This window comes from Bradyrhizobium sp. B025, assembly GCF_042257955.1.
GTDB lineage: Bacteria > Pseudomonadota > Alphaproteobacteria > Rhizobiales > Xanthobacteraceae > Bradyrhizobium > Bradyrhizobium diazoefficiens.
Window position 1 is genome coordinate 6,769,141 of sequence record NZ_CP170150.1, and the last position, 15,034, is coordinate 6,784,174.

Annotated in this window: 15 protein-coding genes and 1 riboswitch; of the genes, 4 read left to right on the forward strand and 11 right to left on the reverse strand. The window is 65.3% G+C overall.

What is annotated here, in order from left to right; translation table 11 throughout:
* Window positions 1–61 precede the first annotated feature (61 nt).
* On the reverse strand, window positions 62–979 hold the full coding sequence (locus ACE10W_RS31825; protein ID WP_375762409.1) for an NAD(P)-dependent oxidoreductase: 918 nt from the start codon (window positions 977–979) through the stop codon (window positions 62–64).
* Between the two features lie 112 nt (window positions 980–1,091).
* On the opposite strand from ACE10W_RS31825, the gene ACE10W_RS31830 reads away from it, so the two are divergent.
* A complete protein-coding gene (locus ACE10W_RS31830) occupies window positions 1,092–1,928 on the forward strand; it encodes a transporter substrate-binding domain-containing protein (RefSeq protein ID WP_060908733.1) in 837 nt (278 codons plus the stop codon).
* A gap of 215 nt (window positions 1,929–2,143) precedes the next feature.
* Entirely contained in the window at window positions 2,144–2,872 is a 729-nt protein-coding gene (locus ACE10W_RS31835; protein ID WP_038965675.1) for an aspartate/glutamate racemase family protein, read from the forward strand.
* Between the two features lie 45 nt (window positions 2,873–2,917).
* Here the strand turns inward: ACE10W_RS31835 and ACE10W_RS31840 are convergent, their stop codons facing one another.
* The 4 genes from ACE10W_RS31840 to ACE10W_RS31855 form a co-directional block, all read right to left on the reverse strand.
* Window positions 2,918–3,076: a hypothetical protein gene (locus ACE10W_RS31840; RefSeq protein WP_165448172.1), complete on the reverse strand. Its 159-nt coding sequence runs from the start codon at window positions 3,074–3,076 to the stop codon at window positions 2,918–2,920.
* A gap of 80 nt (window positions 3,077–3,156) precedes the next feature.
* Complete coding sequence (locus tag ACE10W_RS31845; RefSeq protein WP_011089558.1) at window positions 3,157–3,903, reverse strand: metallophosphoesterase; 747 nt, start codon at window positions 3,901–3,903, stop codon at window positions 3,157–3,159.
* Window positions 3,904–3,950: 47 nt separating this feature from the next.
* Window positions 3,951–4,029: riboswitch (SAM riboswitch) on the reverse strand.
* 23 nt (window positions 4,030–4,052) lie between these two features.
* Window positions 4,053–5,561 (reverse strand): carboxylesterase/lipase family protein, encoded by a 1,509-nt coding sequence (locus tag ACE10W_RS31850; protein WP_060908734.1) that lies wholly within the window; start codon window positions 5,559–5,561, stop codon window positions 4,053–4,055.
* A 17-nt stretch (window positions 5,562–5,578) separates the two neighbouring features.
* Window positions 5,579–6,919: an MFS transporter gene (locus ACE10W_RS31855; protein WP_060908735.1), complete on the reverse strand. Its 1,341-nt coding sequence runs from the start codon at window positions 6,917–6,919 to the stop codon at window positions 5,579–5,581.
* A 207-nt stretch (window positions 6,920–7,126) separates the two neighbouring features.
* Between ACE10W_RS31855 and ACE10W_RS31860 the strand changes: the two genes are divergently transcribed.
* Window positions 7,127–7,777, forward strand: coding sequence for a TetR/AcrR family transcriptional regulator (locus tag ACE10W_RS31860; protein ID WP_028174499.1), 651 nt, complete (start codon window positions 7,127–7,129; stop codon window positions 7,775–7,777).
* A 159-nt stretch (window positions 7,778–7,936) separates the two neighbouring features.
* On the opposite strand, the gene ACE10W_RS31865 is transcribed toward ACE10W_RS31860, so the two are convergent.
* From ACE10W_RS31865 to ACE10W_RS31890, 6 genes are all read right to left on the reverse strand, one after another.
* Entirely contained in the window at window positions 7,937–8,722 is a 786-nt protein-coding gene (locus tag ACE10W_RS31865) for an ABC transporter permease (RefSeq protein ID WP_375762410.1), read from the reverse strand.
* Window positions 8,719–9,531, reverse strand: coding sequence for an ABC transporter permease (locus tag ACE10W_RS31870; protein WP_060912684.1), 813 nt, complete (start codon window positions 9,529–9,531; stop codon window positions 8,719–8,721). Before ACE10W_RS31870 ends, ACE10W_RS31865 begins: the two co-directional genes overlap by 4 nt.
* 85 nt (window positions 9,532–9,616) lie before the next feature.
* The gene (locus ACE10W_RS31875) at window positions 9,617–10,666 is read right to left on the reverse strand and encodes an ABC transporter substrate-binding protein (RefSeq protein ID WP_178372667.1); all 1,050 of its coding nucleotides are present in this window, start codon (window positions 10,664–10,666) and stop codon (window positions 9,617–9,619) included.
* 28 nt (window positions 10,667–10,694) lie between these two features.
* Window positions 10,695–12,002: an NAD(P)/FAD-dependent oxidoreductase gene (locus ACE10W_RS31880; RefSeq protein WP_375762411.1), complete on the reverse strand. Its 1,308-nt coding sequence runs from the start codon at window positions 12,000–12,002 to the stop codon at window positions 10,695–10,697.
* Window positions 12,003–12,018: 16 nt separating this feature from the next.
* On the reverse strand, window positions 12,019–12,735 hold the full coding sequence (locus tag ACE10W_RS31885; RefSeq protein ID WP_375762412.1) for an HAD family hydrolase: 717 nt from the start codon (window positions 12,733–12,735) through the stop codon (window positions 12,019–12,021).
* 35 nt (window positions 12,736–12,770) lie between these two features.
* Window positions 12,771–13,853 carry an ABC transporter ATP-binding protein gene (locus tag ACE10W_RS31890; protein ID WP_038965672.1) on the reverse strand — a complete coding sequence of 361 codons (1,083 nt, stop codon included), beginning with the start codon at window positions 13,851–13,853 and terminating at the stop codon, window positions 12,771–12,773.
* A gap of 211 nt (window positions 13,854–14,064) precedes the next feature.
* Here ACE10W_RS31890 and ACE10W_RS31895 point away from each other — a divergent pair, with 211 nt between their 5' ends.
* Complete coding sequence (locus ACE10W_RS31895) at window positions 14,065–15,003, forward strand: LysR family transcriptional regulator (protein ID WP_028174492.1); 939 nt, start codon at window positions 14,065–14,067, stop codon at window positions 15,001–15,003.
* Window positions 15,004–15,034 lie beyond the last annotated feature (31 nt).

A 15,034-nucleotide genomic window follows, 5' to 3' on the forward strand; every position in this document is an offset into this window, starting at 1 on the left:
TGCAAGATCGAAAGGCTTCCCGCTCCCTGCGCAGGCGTCATGCCCGCCCCTGCTGTTTGCACTACCGCCCATTCGCGATGATGCGGCGGCAATGATCGAGCGCCGCGCCGATCAGGTTGTCGCTCGCCTCCGGCGTGCGGAACGCCGAATGCGCCGATAGCGTCACGTTCGGCAGTTTGGTCAGCGGATGGCCCGGGGGCAGCGGCTCGACGGTGAAGACGTCGAGGCCGGCATGGGCGATGTGGCCCGAGCGCAGCGCATCGCACATCGCCTCCTCGTCGACCACGGCGCCGCGCGCGGTGTTGATCAGGATGGCGCCGGGGCGCATCATCCCGATGCGCTCGCGCGACAGGAAACCCTTGGTCTCGTCGTTGAGGAGCAGATGCAGCGAGACGACGTGGCTGTCCGCGAGGAGCTTCTCCAGCGGGACGAATTCGACGCCGGGATGCGTCTTCGGCGATCTGTTCCAGGCGATCACCTTCATGCCGCAGCCAAGCGCCATGCGCGCGGCTTCCGCCGCGATGCCGCCGAAGCCGATCAGGCCGAGCGTCTTGCCGGTGAGCTGCAGCGCATCGCGACGCAGCCAATTGCCCTCGCGCATGCCGCGATCCATCTCTCCGAAGCTCTTTGCAGAGGCCCACATCAGGGCGATCGCGCATTCGGCGACGGCGGTGTCGCCATAGCCCTTGATGGTGTGAACCGAGATGCCGCGCTGGCCCAGCTCCTCCGGATTCATGTAGCTGCGCGCGCCGGTGCCGAGGAAGACGACGTGCTTCAGGGCAGGACATTTCGCGGCAATCGCCGTCGGCACCGCGGTATGGTCGACGATCATGATCTCAACACCGTCAAGAAGGCGTGGCAGGTCGTCGGGAGTGATCGCGGGGTTGCGGTTGACGCCGACCGGAAGGCTGTCCCCGCGCAGCAGTTTCTCGGTCACCGCGGCAAGGGTGTCATTGGCATCGACGAAGAGAGCGCGCACGGGCCTGTCTTTCCTGTCCAGTTTAAAATACCGTATTGCATTTTAATCTGAATACAGAAATAGTCCAGACGCCGGGTTCGAATGTCCAGAAGCGACTGCCCAGGAGACTGCCATGAATCGCAGGGATGCACTCACCACTGTCGCCCTCGCCGGAGCCGCGATCGCCGCAACCGGTTCGGCCAAGGCCGACACCGCGCCGGGCTCGACGCTCGAACGGATCAAGAAGAGCGGCGTGCTGCGGATCGCCGTCATCGCCGGCCAGGATCCTTACTTCCACAAGGACCTCACCACCAATCAATGGTCGGGCGCCTGCATCGACATGGCGAACGACATCGCCGGCAAGCTCGGTGCCAAGGTCGAGACGCTGGAATCGACCTGGGGCAACCAGATCCTGGATCTCCAGGCCGAGAAGATCGACCTTGCCTTCGCCGTGAACCCGACACCGGAGCGCTCGCTGGTCATCGACTTTTCCACGCCCATCCTGGTGCACTCCTTCACCGCCATCACCAAAAAGGGTTTTGCCAAGCCGCAAACCTGGGCCGAGCTGAACAAGCCCGAGGTCAAGATCGCCGTCGACATCGGCTCGACCCACGAGACGATCGCGCGCCGCTATTGCCCGAAGGCGACGATCCTCGGCTTCAAGGAGCGCAACGAGGCGATCCTCGCCGTCGCAACCGGTCGCGCGGACTGCAACATTTCGCTGGCGGTGCTTTCGGTCGCGACCTTGAAGAAGAACCCGACGCTCGGTGAGCTCGCGGTGCCACGTCCGCTGCTCACGCTGCCGACCAACATGGGCATCCGCGCCGAAAGCGACCGGCGCTACAAGGACTTCCTCAGCGCCTGGGCCGACTACAACCGCTCGCTGGGCCAGACCCGCGAATGGATGTTGAAGGGTTTTGAAGCCGTAGGTCTCGGCGCGGACGACATTCCCGGCGAAGTGCAGTTCTGAGCGCCAATCCGCGATGTATGTCTGGGGATTCGCGGTGCTCAAGCCGTACCGGAGCCCGCGTCGGCTTCATGAATGATGGCGTCATGGCCGGGATCGGTACGCCAGAGGAGATGATCCGCCAGCCGCGCAGCGAACGGCGGAAGTCCCTCCTCAGCCGGTTTCACGAAACGCATTAGACTGCCGGCCACGACCATCCCGAATCGGTGGGACGAACCATGAAACTCCGCGGCGGCTTCACGAATTACGGCGAGACGATCGGCATTCTGATGCTCGATACCCGCTTCCCGCGCCCGCGCGGCGACATCGGCAACGCGCTCTCCTACGACTTCCCGGTGCGCTACAAGATCGTGCGCGGCGCGCACGCCACAAGGATCATGGGCGACCAGCCCGATCCGACCCTGCTCGAGCCGTTCATCGCCGCGGCCCGCGAATTGGAAGCCGACGGCGTCAAAGCGATAACGACGAGTTGCGGCTTCCTCGCGCCGTTCCAGAAGCAGCTCGCGGCTGCCGTGAACATCCCGGTCTTCACCTCGAGCCTGATCCAGGCGCCGCTGATCCACGCCATGCTGCCGCCCGGCAAGGTCATCGGCATCTTCACCGAACGCGGCCACCACATGAACGAAGGGCACTTCCGCGGCGTCGGCTGGTCGCCGGACGACATTCTCGTTCAAATCCAGGGCATGAAGCCCGATGCGCAGTTTCCCGCAACCTACATTCTCGGCCGCGAAGAGCTGGACACTGACGTGCTGCGCGCCGAGATGATCGAGATGACGGAAGCCTTCATGGCGTCCTGCAAAAATCCCGGCGCGATCCTGTTCGAGTGCACCAACATGTGCCCATTCTCGCGGGACGTCGCCGAGGTGTCGGGTCTGCCGGTGTTCGACATCAACACCCTGATCAACTTCTTCCATCGCGCGGCCCATCCCGTGCCGTTCCTGCGCTGAACCAGCCGGGACAGGCGGCGAGGCGCGCGATGAACGCGCACGAGCCTAAAATAAGGCGGCGTTGACAGCCTGTCCGTAGATCATTGCAGCAACGAGTGAGAGCAGCAGGCCCGCTCCCGAGAATATGACGACGACTTTCAGAGTCTCGACATCGACATTGGTTCCCGTCGCGCGGGATATTGCTCTTGCCAGTGCAGCAATCATCGCCAGCTCCGAAGCGGGCCGCGCGGAAGCGAGGCCTCACTTCATCTAGCGTTACTCGGCGCATTCGCGTGTGAAGCAGATTACAGGTGATCCCGCTGCACCCAGCCCGTTGCAATCGCGCTCGCCCAGGTGAGCATTCCCCTGGCCCGCGCCAATGCTGCCATGGCCGTGGTGTCGTAGGCCACGTAGCGGAGCGTCGCGGACCAGCCTCTGTTGGCATGCTCGAGAATTGCGTAACACGCATGAGGGGTGCCGACCTCGACCACGTAGGGAACGGGCATCTTCCCGTCGTAACCGGGCAATCCAACGCTGCCGGGATTGACGACCAGCCGGCCATCCTTCAGACGCACCACGCGCGGAATGTGCGTGTGTGCGCACAGGATGATCTCGGCGTCGATCCCCTCGGCGCCGGCCTCAATAGAATCAATCCGGCTCGGACGCGGGCAGCCGTCGCCCGCGATGTGGTCGAGCCAGAACGCAGCATCATTCCCTGGCGATCCATGGCACAGGAACGCCCGCCCCCTATACATGAGCGTGGACGGCATGCTTGCCATCCACTCGAAATGCTTGCGTTCGAGCTCTCGGAAATCGCTGCGCGCCGATGTGCCGGCCTGCCACAGCTCCACGAGAATGCGGTCCTGATCGCCCTTGATGGACGGAAAGCCTCGCTCCATCAGCAGGTCAGCCGTTCGGGCCGCTTCGAGCGGACCGCTAACATGGTCGCCCAGGTTCACGACCTCGTTGATGCCGAGCGCAGCAATGTCCGCAAGGACGGCTTCGAGCGCCGGACGATTTCCGTGCACATCCGCGATGGCAGCAAATTTCACTTGGCCTCTCCATTCGAGATGGCCGACGATTCACCCAATGCGGGACGATGCAGGGATAGCGGGTCTCTTTAGCTGCATTTTTAGAAGCGCCCGCAAGCTGAGGATCAAATCGGCGCTGGACGAACGCTTACATGACCAAGGTGCTGCGATCAACCGATCTTCGCTCGCGCGGCCGGAGCCTGCGGCGCGCCGCGTTGGGCCGACAGCTCCGCCCACAGGCGGGAGCGCACGCCTTCATTGAGAGGCACAATGTGGAACGGCTGGCCGAAGATTGCGAGCGGCTCCTTGGCCGGCTCGAACCGCGGCCAGGCTTCCGCGATGTCGGGCGCGCCGGATGTGACGAAGCGCAGCACGCTTGCCTGAAACCGCGCGGCGACCTCGATATCCTCGGGCGTCATCGGCCCGCCCTTGCGCTTCAGGATCGGGCGGTCGATGAAATCCGGCGGGTGCGCCCAGAGGCAGGCATTGTCGGCACCGTGGGTCGGCCCCTGCGACAGGAACGGCTCCAGCGCCGGGCGATGGTCGAACCGGCTCAGCCACACCGCGCCGCCAGCCGCGGCATGAAGCCGCGCAAGATCTGCCATGGGGCGATGCCAGAACGCGTCGGACAGCAGCGCCTCGTACGGATCCTCGTCGACGCGCGCTGTGGCGCGGTAATACGCCAGCAGACGTTGCCAGCCGGCATCGCCGACTGCGGCGCGCACTTGTCGTTCGGTGGTGCGGATCATCGCGGCCGGCGGCGTGCTCTTCAGGAACATCACCATCTCGTCGCGGCAGGAGCCGAGCCAGAGCGGAATGTCGCGCAAGGTTCCTTCGGCGAAGACGTCCCGCGGCTCGCGCGGAATCACGATTCCGTCGAGCACCGGGCCGAACACGGTGCCTTGTTCGGTCTCGTCCGCAAGCCCGCGACTGACGCGCTCCACCGCCGCGAAGAGCTTTGGCAGTGGCAAAGAGGCAATCGCGGTTGGGTCGTACGCTAATTCGAGCTCGGCAAGCACGCGGCGTGCAACGTCGTCGGCATGATCGGCGCTCATGATGTTCCGCCCGGGCGCGCTGAGCGCGAGGGCGCGAATGAACTTGCCTCTGGCCTGCGGCAGGGTTGCGAGCGCGATCACCATCGAGGCGCCGGCCGACTGGCCGGACAGCGTGATCGCGTCAGGATCGCCGCCGAAATCCGCGATATTGGCGCGCACCCAGTCGAGGGCGGCGAGCGAATCCGAGATCGCGAGGTTGTTGGCCTCGCCGAGCCCAAGGCGATGCAATTGCAGGAATCCGAGCGGGCCGAGCCGGTAGTTGATGGTGACGATCACCGCCGGACCGTGCGCGGCGAGGAATGCGCCGTCATAGTCGGCGCCGCCGCCGGTGACGAAGGCGCCGCCATGGATGAAGACCAGCACCGGCAGCGGCCGATCGGCCTCTGCCGGCGTCCAGATGTTCAGGCTGAGACAGGCAGCCTCGTCCGCATGATCGAGATGGCCCGGCTGCGGCGCGTAAGCGCCGTAGCCCGTGCAGCGGAGCGGCTCCGTCCACGCTTTCGGCGGCATTGCCTTGGCAAAGCGCGGCGCGGTTGCGAACGGCACGCCCTTGAAGGCACGCATACCGGCCTGCGTGGTGCCGACGACGGGGCCACTCGTGGTCTGAACTGCGCTGGTCAGCATGCGTGCCTCGTCTTCACTCAAGCGCGCCGCTTGCCGAGATCGGCGATGTCGACGGTGTGGGTTTCGCGCGCCGTCGCCGCAGCGGCTGCCGAGATCACGCAGCAGCAGGCGACGAAGATCGCGACGGGGACCCAGCCGTTCGGCCCCTCCCCGACCAGGCTCGCGCTCACCAGCGGCGTGAAGCCGGCGACGAGAAAGCCGAGCTGCGTGCCGATCGCGGTGCCGGAATAGCGCACGCGCGCCTCGAACATCTCGGCGTAGAACGACGGCCAGATCGCGTTCGGCGCGGCGTAGACGATGCCGGACAGGATCATCGCGGCGGCGAAGATCGCGATCGTGTTGCCTGACGTCACCAGCATGAAGTACGGGAACAGCAGCACCGCGCAGCCGAGCACGCCGCCGATGAACACCGGCTTGCGGCCGATCTTGTCGGCGAGCAGGGCCCAGAGCGGCTGGGTGAGCAGCGCCGTGACGTTGCCGAGCACGCCGGCCCACAGCATGGTCGGGCGCGCCACGCCGAACTTGCTGGTGGCATAGCCGAGCGCGAACACGGCGGTCATCGTGCTCACGGTCGCGATCAGCGCGCAGACGATGACGCGCAGCACGTCGGGCCAGTAGTCGCGCAGTAGGGCGACGACGGGGAAGCGCGCAACCTGCGCCTTGTCCTTGATGTCTTCGAACACGGGCGTTTCCGGCATGGTCCGCCGCACCAGGTAGGCGACCAGCAGCACCAGAGCGGAAAGCAGGAACGGAACGCGCCAGCCCCAGTTCAGAAGCTGGTCCTCCGGCAGGCTCGATACCGGAATGAATACCAGCGTCGCCAGGATCGCACCGGCCTGGGTGCCGCTCAGGGTCCAGCTCGTGAAGAAGGCGCGGTTGGAGTTGGCCGAATGCTCCAGCGTCAGCGAGTTCGCCCCGCTCTGCTCGCCGGCGGCCGAGAGGCCCTGTAACAGGCGAAGCAGCGTCAGGATGACGGGCGCGGCATTGCCGATCGCGTTGGCATCCGGCAACAGGCCGATCGCAAGCGTCGAGCCACCCATCAGTACCAGTGTGAACAGCAGCACCGTCTTGCGACCAATGCGGTCGCCGAAATGGCCAAGGATGACGGCGCCGACCGGCCGCGCGATGTAGCCGATGCCGAAGCTGAGGAGCGCGAGCAGTGTCCCGGTCGAGGGATCGACATTGGCGAAGAACACTTTTGGAAAGATCAGCGCGGCCGCGGTGCCGTAGATGAAGAAGTCGTAGTATTCGAGCATGCTGCCGACGAAGCTGACCAGCGCGGCGCGCTTCGGCAGCTTGCCCGGTGTTGCCTCCGCTGCGGATGACGCGTGCAGCGATGCGGTTGACGTCAACGTCATTGCAAGTCCTCCCCATGTGTCCGGTGCGGCTCGCGTCAGGCGGTCCGCCGCGCGCGCGTTTTGTGGTTCTGGTTGCCGCAACCGTGGTTTGGAGGGATAATGTACGAACTAGTACGTTTATGCAATACGCGTTGGATCAAGGCACGGACGGGTGAAATTTGCCTTCACCTTCAAGGTGATCCGTGGAAACTGGCGGGAGAAACAGTGATGCTCGAGCGCATGCCGCCCCCATCGAAGCGCACCAACGACCCCGAGCGCACCAAGCGCGACATCCTCGAAGTGGCGATGGCCGAATTCGCCTCGGAGGGCTATTCCGGCGCCCGCGTCGATGCGATCGCGGCCCGCACGCGCACGTCGAAGCGGATGATCTACTATTATTTCGGCGGCAAGGAGCAGCTCTACCTCGCGGTGCTGGAGGAGGCCTATCGCAGCATCCGCGCGCTGGAGGATCAGCTCGACATCGAAAGCTGCGATGCGCGCGAGGGATTGCGCCGGCTGATCGAGGCGACCTTCGACCACGACGAGCGCAACCCGAACTTCATCCGCCTCGTCTCAATCGAGAACATCCATCACGGCAAGCACCTGAAGCAGAACCTGCAACTGCGCCAGCTCAACGCCAGCGTGATCGCGACGCTCGACGGCATCCTCGAGCGCGGCCGCACTGAGGGCGTCTTCCGCGACGACGTCGACGCCATCGACCTGCACCTGGCCATCAGTTCCTACTGCTTCTTCCGCGTCGCCAACCGCCACACCTTCGGCGCCCTGTTCGACCGCGACCTGAGCGAACCCAGGATGCTGGCGAGGAGTCGGACGCAGATCGTGGAGATGATTTTGGCGTGGCTGGGGGCGAAGGGGTAAAGCGGCGAGAATAGCGCCAAATATTCCGTGTCGTCCTGGCGAAGGCCAGGACCCATAACCACCGAACGCAGTTTGGCGAAAACTCGGGGTTACCAGCTCGTGCGGCAACATCTCCCTGGGATAATGGGTCCTGGCTTTCGCCAGGACGACGAACAAGAATCACCCGCTCCGCTTCCCCCGCGTGCTCGCCAGCAGCACCAGCATGAAGGAGGCCGCCGTCATCAACGTCGAGATCGCGGCAATGGTCGGGTCGATCTCGTCGCGGAGCGCGGTGAACATGCGCTTGGTCAGCGGCTGGTACTGCCCGCCGGAGATGAACAGCGCGACGATGGTCTCGTCCATCGCCGAGATGAAGGCGAAGATGCCGCCGGCCACCACGCTGGACTTGATCTGCGGCAGCGTCACCGCGAAGAAGCTGCGCAGCCGGTTCATGCCGAGGCTGCGCGCCACCATCTCCTGCGCCGGATCGAAGCTCTGCAAGCCCGCGAGCACCGAAATGATGACGTATGGCAGGCCCAGCATCACATTGGCGAGCACGAGGCCCGGCAGGGTCGCGACCAGGCCGACCTTGGCATAGACGAAGAAGATGCCGACCGCGGTGATGATGATCGGCACCACCAGCGGCAGCAGCAGCATCATGTGGATGAGGCGCATAATGCGCAGCTTCGACTGGCTGATGGCGTAGGCGGCGGCAACGCCGAGCGGCGTCGCGATCAGAACGGTCAGCAGCGCGACCGTCAGCGTCACCCGCGTCGCCTGCATCCAGGCGGGATTGGCGAAATATTGCTGGTACCAGCGCAGCGAGAACGACGGCGGTGGGAAGGTCAAGAAGCGCGCGCTGGAGAAAGAGATCGGCGCGATGATGAGCACGGGCAGGATCAGATAGACCAGCACCAGCGCGCTGATCACGTAGAGGGCAATCCGTGCGGGGGACAATCGGGTCATTTCTGCCCCAATATGCGATCGAGCGAAATGAAGCGGCTGACGACGAGGAAGATCAGGAGCACGCTGACCAGCAGCACCACCGCGACCGCGCTCGCAGCCCCGAACTGATTGTAGAGCTCGACATTGCGGCTCACCAGCATCGACACCATCACGGTGCGGCCGCCGCCGAGCAACTCCGGCGTGATGTAGAAGCCGAGGCAGAGCACGAACACCATTGTGCAGCCGGCGAGCACGCCCGGCAGCGACAGCGGCAGGAAGACGCGGACGAAAGTGAGCGACGGGCTCGCCCCCAGGCTGGCGCCGGCCTGCATCAGGTCGCCGGGGATCTTCTGCATGGTGGCATAGAGCGGCAGCACCATGAACGGCAGCAGGATGTGCACGGTCGCCACCACCGTGCCGAAGGTGTTGTGCACCAGCGCGAGCGGCTCGGAGATCACATCGAGATAGCGCAGGAACTGGTTGATCACGCCGGTGCGCTGGAGCAGCGCGAGCCACGCATAGGCACGCACCAGCACGCTGGTCCAGAACGGCAGCACGACCAGCGAGAGGATGAGGATGCTCCACCCTTTCGGGACAGAGTTGGCAAGATAGGCCACGGGATAGCCGAGCAGCAGCGCGATGCCCGTGACCGCGAGGCTGATCTCGAAGGTCAGCGCGAAGCTGCGCCAGTAAATGTCCTCGGTGAAGACGCGGCGATAGTTCTCCAGCGTGAAGCCGTCATGGTAGACCGACTGCAAGACGAGCCAGCCGACCGGCAGCACGATCAGAGCCAGGATCACCAGCAGCGCCGGCGACACCAATGCCAGCATCAGGCCGTGCTCGCGGCGCTGATGCTTTTGGGAGGGATCTGGCACTGATATCGTCAACGCTGCCTCGCTTCGCCTGGCTCTTCGTCTACTTCTGCATGAACGAGGCCCAGCGTTTCTCGGCCGCCTCGCCGGCCGGCGAGGACCACCAGGCGTAGGACATCAGCGCCTGCTTGGCCGCGTTGGCCGGCTCGCTCGGCAATTGCGCCGCGCGCTCGGGCTTGATCACATTGGTTTCGAACGCCTTGGGATTACCCGGACCGTAGTCGATATGCAGCGGCAGATTGGCCTGGTGCACGGGATCGACGGCCTCGTTGAGAAATTTCACCGCGGTCTCGAGATTCGGCGCGCCCTTGAGGATACAGAGCGAGGTGCTCTGAAGGATGCCCTGGTTGTAGGTGAAGGACACCTTGGCGCCCTCCTTGGCCACCGCGCTGACGCGGCCGTTCCAGGCCATCTCCATGTCGACCTCGCCATCGTTGAGGAGCTGTGCCGACTGCGCGCCCGAGGTCCACCACACCGTGATGTGCGGCTTGATCTCCTCCAGCTTCTTGAAGGCGCGATCGACGTCGAGCGGGTAGAGCTTGTCGGGCGCGACACCGTCGGCCATCAGCGCCGCCTCGAGCGTGGCGATGGGGTGATTGCGCAGCGCGCGGCGGCCGGGGAATTTCTTGACGTCCCAGAAATCGACCCAGCTGTTCGGCGCGTCCTTCGGGAAGGTCTTCTGGCTGTAGGCCAGCACGCTGGAATAGAACTCGTAGGACACCGAATAAGGGCTGCGATAGGCCTCCGGCATCGCCGCGGCGTTCGGGATCTTCGAGAAGTCGAGCTTCTCGATCAGCCCCTGCTCGCCGCCGCGCAGGCAATAGCCGGTGGGCGTGTCCACGACATCCCAGATCGGCTTGCCGCTGCCGACCTGGGTCTTGATCGCGGGCCAGGCATCGGGAATGGAATCCTGGTTGATGGTGATGCCGAGCTTCTTGGCGGAGGGATCGAGGATCGCCACCGTCTGCGCCGCCTGATAGGCGCCGCCCTGCGAGACGAAGGTGATCTGCTCGGCCGCGTTCGCCGCCGTGCCGCCAAACGCGATCGCGCCCAACAGGGCGTAGCCCAATGCAGAGTTCTGTTTCGTCGTCATCCTCGCCTCCTCCATCGCCAAAGTGATCTCACTGACCGATCGCATCGAGAAACTGGTACCAGCCGGCGACCATGCGCACGGCGGGCTCGCGCAGCGGATAGAATGGAATCGCCTTCATGCGCCGCGCGTCGAGCAGGCCGACATCGGGCGCCTCGCCGCGCACGAGGGCGGCGAGATAGCGCCCCATCAGGCTCGACATCGCAACGCCCGCGCCGTTGTAGCCCATCGAGAACAGCGTGCGGTCGTCGAGCCGGCCGATATGCGGCACCGAGTCCAGCGTCATGGCGACGAGGCCCGACCATTTGTAGGCGAGCGGCACCTCAGTGAGATCGGGGAAGATGCCGACCATCGCCTTGCGCAAGGCGTCGAACGCGGCTTCGGAGTCCTGCTTGCCGAACGCGCCGCGGCCGCCGAAGATCACCCGGTTGTCGACCATGCGGAACCAGCGCATCATGCGCTTGGTCTCGGTGTAGGTGCGCCCCGTCGGCATCAATTTTCCGGCGAGATTGCGCGGCAGCTTGTCGGTCGCAATGATGGCGCTGCGGAACGGGATCAGCGTGCGCTGCATCTGCGCGGTGGCGCCGGTGAGGTCCGAGTAGCTGTTGGTGGCGATGATGGCCTGCTTCGCCCGCACCGCGCCCCGCGGCGTCTCCGCGACGATGCCGCCCTGCTCTCGCCTCAGCCTGAAAACCGGCGATTCCTGGAAAATCGGGACACCGCGGCGTGCCACGCCGTCGGCGAGGCCGCGCAGATAGTTCAGCGGATGAATGCCGCCGGAGCCGGGATTGAGCACGCCGCCGACGAAGATGTCGGAACCGGTCTCCTCGCGCACCCCGCGCTTGTCGAGGATGCGGACCTCCACATCGCCCATCTCGCGCGTCATCCAGTTGGCTTCGTCGATCGCCGCCCTCAAGGTCGTCTCGTTGTGCGCGGCCTTGACCTGGCCGGCGCGCGTCAACGCGGCGCTGCTGATGCCGAACTCGGACACCAGCTCCTCGACGATGTCGGTGGATTCATGCGCGATCTCGTACATGCGCCGCGCCATGGCGCGTCCGTGCACGGCGTCGATCTCGCGAAACGAGAGGCGGAACTTTGCGGTGATCACCCCGCCATTGCGCCCGCTCGCGCCCCAGCCGGGGCGGTTAGCCTCGAGCACGATCGGCGACAGGCCGCTCTTGGCGATGTGGTGCGCGGCGGAGAGGCCGGTATAGCCCGCACCGATGATCACCACGTCCGCCTGGCTCTCGCCCGACAGCACCGGAAACGCGCGCGCCGGTTCCGCCGTGGCTTCCCACAGCGAATTGGCCGATGGCAGCGCGCTCCAGTCCCGTGTCATGCCCGTGCTCACCCGTCTACGCCGCCGGGCCGATCGCGGCGTCGGCGAGCGCCTTCAGCGTCGGGAAATGGAAGTCCGGCTTGGTCAGCGTCTCCACCGCCGGCGTTCCGCCAAAACCCGCGATGCCCTGGCGGCGCTCGATCCAGCACACCTTGTAGCCGAGCTTCCGCGCGATCCCGATGTCGTGGTACTGGCTCTGCGCGACGTGGAGGATGTCGGACTGCTTGTAGCCGAAGGCCGATTGGCGACCCTTGTTGTAGGCGAAGAATTCCGGGTTCGGCTTGGCGACGCCGGTGTCGTCGGCGCAAACGGTGTCGTCGAAGGGATTGCCGAGCGCGTGCGCGTAACAAGACAGCGCGACGCGATCTGCATTGGTCATCGCCACAAGGCGGAATTTCGTGCGCAGGCGCTTCAGGGCCTCGACCGAGTCCGCGAACGGCCCCCAGCGCAGCACCGACAGCTGGAAGACGTCGCAGGACGCATCGTCGGAAGGCAATCCGAGCTCCTTGGCGAGATGGCGATAGACGTGGAACATCGCCTCGCTGGAGCGCTCGTAGTGTTTGTCGCGGCCGCGCTTGTAGGGCTCGAAGATCTGCTCGTCGCTGAGCTCGGCCGGCGACTTGCCCGAGATCTTGCGCACGGCGGAGAGCACGCCGGCCTCGAAATCGATCAAGGTGCCGACGACGTCGAAGGTGAGGACCTTGAAACTGCTGAACGCGGCTTGGAACGACATGTTGGTCTCTTCTCTCGGGTTGGACTAGGCTGGATTCAGTCCCCTACCCTGGGCACGACGATGGTGTCCTCGGGGTGGAGGGTGACGGTGAGGCTGCCGCCGAGCGGCGGGATGCGGCTGTAGGCCTGGTGGTAGCTCGGCTGGCGCAGGCTGAGCGCGACGCCGCCTTCGAGCGCCAGGAAGATGCGCAGGCTCTCGCCCTGGTAGACGATGTCGGTGACGGTGCCGCTGAGCCGGTTGCAGGCGGCATCCTGCGCGCCGTCGTCGATCAGCAGCTTCTCGCTGTGCACGGCCAGCATCAGGGCGTCGCCGTCGGGAATGGCGCGGGCACTGCGCAACAGGGCGCTGCCGAGCGCCACGCTGGAGGCATCGACGCGGCGGACGGGCAACATCGTCGCCTCGCCGATGAAGCTTGCGACGAAGGAATCGGCGGGATGGTCGTGCAGACGTGCCGGCTCGTCGATCTGGATCAGCCGGCCGTCCTTCATCACGGCGACGCGGTCGCTCATGGTCAGCGCCTCGCGCTGATCATGGGTGACGTAGATGATGGTGGCGCCGATGCGCCGGTGCAGCGCGCGCAGCTCGATCTGCATGGATTCGCGCAGCTGCTTGTCGAGCGCGGATAGCGGCTCGTCCATCAGGATCAGACGCGGCTCGAAGATCATGGCGCGTGCCAGCGCCACGCGCTGGCGCTGGCCGCCGGAGAGCTGCGCGATGCCGCGTTCCTCGTAGCCGGCAAGGCCGACCATCGCGAGCGCCGCGCGCACCTTGTTCGGCCAGCTCGCTTTCGGCAGGTGGCGCGCGCGCAAGGGGAAGGCGACGTTCTCGCCGACGCTCATATGCGGGAACAGCGCGTAGTTCTGGAATACGACGCCGATGTCGCGCTTGTGCGGCGGCATGTAAGTGACGTCGCGGCCGCCAAACAGGATGGTGCCGCTGGATGGCAGGATGAAGCCGCCCAGGATGCCGAGCAGCGTGGTCTTGCCGGAACCGGACGGGCCGAGCAGGGAGACGAACTCACCGGCGCCGACATTGAGGGACACGTCGTCGAGGGCGCGAACCGCGCCGTAAGCCTTGCTTGCGGACCTGATCTCGACGCTTTCCGCTCGTTTGTCCAACGATCGACCTCGCCATGTCCTGAGCCGGCGTGCCTCACTGCGCGCCATAAGCCTGCTTTATAGACAGGGATTTGGAGCACTCCTGGTTGCAGCGTGCACTGCAACCAATCCTTTGCTCGAAGCCCCTGTCTTTAGGCTGTCATGCGAATGACACCAGACTTGGCAAAACTCGGCAATTGCCAAATTCTCACCCGGCTCATAACATGACCTTATGCCCGAGCTGCGCCGGATGCTGCCGTCCAGTAACGCCCTGTTCGTCTTCGACGCAGCAGCGCGCAATGGCAGTTTCACCGCGGCAGCCGCCGAATTGAACGTCACGCAGCCCGCGGTGAGCCGGATGCTCGGTCAGTTCGAGCAGCATCTCGGCGTCCGCCTGTTCGACCGCAAGGCCGGCCGCGCGGTGCTCACCGAGGAAGGCGAGTTGCTCTATCGCCGTGTGCTCGAAGGCTTTCGCAGCATCGAGAGCGGCCTCGTCGAGATCGAACGGCGGCGCAAGGGCACCGAGACGGTGACGCTGTCGGTCTCCTCCGCCTTCACCACGCATTGGCTGATGCCGCGCATCGACAAGTTGCAGCGGCAGTTTCCCGAGGTCGATTTGCGCTTCCAGCTGATCTCCGGCGCGCTGCGCGGGCCGGTGGAGAATGTCGATCTCGGCATGCGCTTTCGCGACCGCGACGAGCCGTCGTCCGGCGGCACGCTGGTGATGAAGGAAGTGATGCTGCCGATGTGCAGCCCCAGCTATCTCGACGAGACCGATCCTGCCGAGGGCAACACCATCATCCGCCTCGCCGAGACGCCGGGCGACTGGGCCGCGGATTACGCCTCGCTTCTCACCGGGCGCCGCGGCGCGGCCAAGGCGCTGAGCTTCACCGACTATGCCGTCGTGATGCAGGCTGCCCTGCTCGGCCAGGGCATTGCGCTCGGCTGGCTGACGGTCGCTTCGCACTGGCTCCTGACCGGCGCGCTGGTGCCGGCGTCCGACACGCTCACCACCACGCGCCGCATCTGCGAATTCCTGCCGCCGCGCAACCGGCCGATGCGCCCCATCGCCACTGAAATCCGCGACTGGATCATCGCGCAGATGAAAAGCGAGATCGCCGCGATCGACAAGCTCTATCCGAAACTCGGCGCGATGGCCGCGTGCTATTAGTTGCCCCCTCTCCCCGCAATCGGGGAGAGGC

Bases quoted from the DNA above. Each gene is read 5' to 3' on its own strand.
- ACE10W_RS31895 (WP_028174492.1), top strand. From the start codon at position 14,065: ATGCCCGAGCTGCGCCGGATGCTGCCGTCCAGTAACGCCCTGTTCGTC.
- ACE10W_RS31850 (WP_060908734.1), bottom strand. From the start codon at position 5,561: ATGCTGACCAGCGCAGTTCAGACCACGAGTGGCCCCGTCGTCGGCACC.
- ACE10W_RS31830 (WP_060908733.1), top strand. From the start codon at position 1,092: ATGAATCGCAGGGATGCACTCACCACTGTCGCCCTCGCCGGAGCCGCG.
- ACE10W_RS31880 (WP_375762411.1), bottom strand. From the start codon at position 12,002: ATGACACGGGACTGGAGCGCGCTGCCATCGGCCAATTCGCTGTGGGAA.
- ACE10W_RS31860 (WP_028174499.1), top strand. From the start codon at position 7,127: ATGCTCGAGCGCATGCCGCCCCCATCGAAGCGCACCAACGACCCCGAG.
- ACE10W_RS31835 (WP_038965675.1), top strand. From the start codon at position 2,144: ATGAAACTCCGCGGCGGCTTCACGAATTACGGCGAGACGATCGGCATT.
- ACE10W_RS31865 (WP_375762410.1), bottom strand. From the start codon at position 8,722: ATGACCCGATTGTCCCCCGCACGGATTGCCCTCTACGTGATCAGCGCG.
- ACE10W_RS31875 (WP_178372667.1), bottom strand. From the start codon at position 10,666: ATGACGACGAAACAGAACTCTGCATTGGGCTACGCCCTGTTGGGCGCG.
- ACE10W_RS31885 (WP_375762412.1), bottom strand. From the start codon at position 12,735: ATGTCGTTCCAAGCCGCGTTCAGCAGTTTCAAGGTCCTCACCTTCGAC.
- ACE10W_RS31855 (WP_060908735.1), bottom strand. From the start codon at position 6,919: ATGACGTTGACGTCAACCGCATCGCTGCACGCGTCATCCGCAGCGGAG.
- ACE10W_RS31870 (WP_060912684.1), bottom strand. From the start codon at position 9,531: ATGCTGGCATTGGTGTCGCCGGCGCTGCTGGTGATCCTGGCTCTGATC.
- ACE10W_RS31840 (WP_165448172.1), bottom strand. From the start codon at position 3,076: ATGATTGCTGCACTGGCAAGAGCAATATCCCGCGCGACGGGAACCAAT.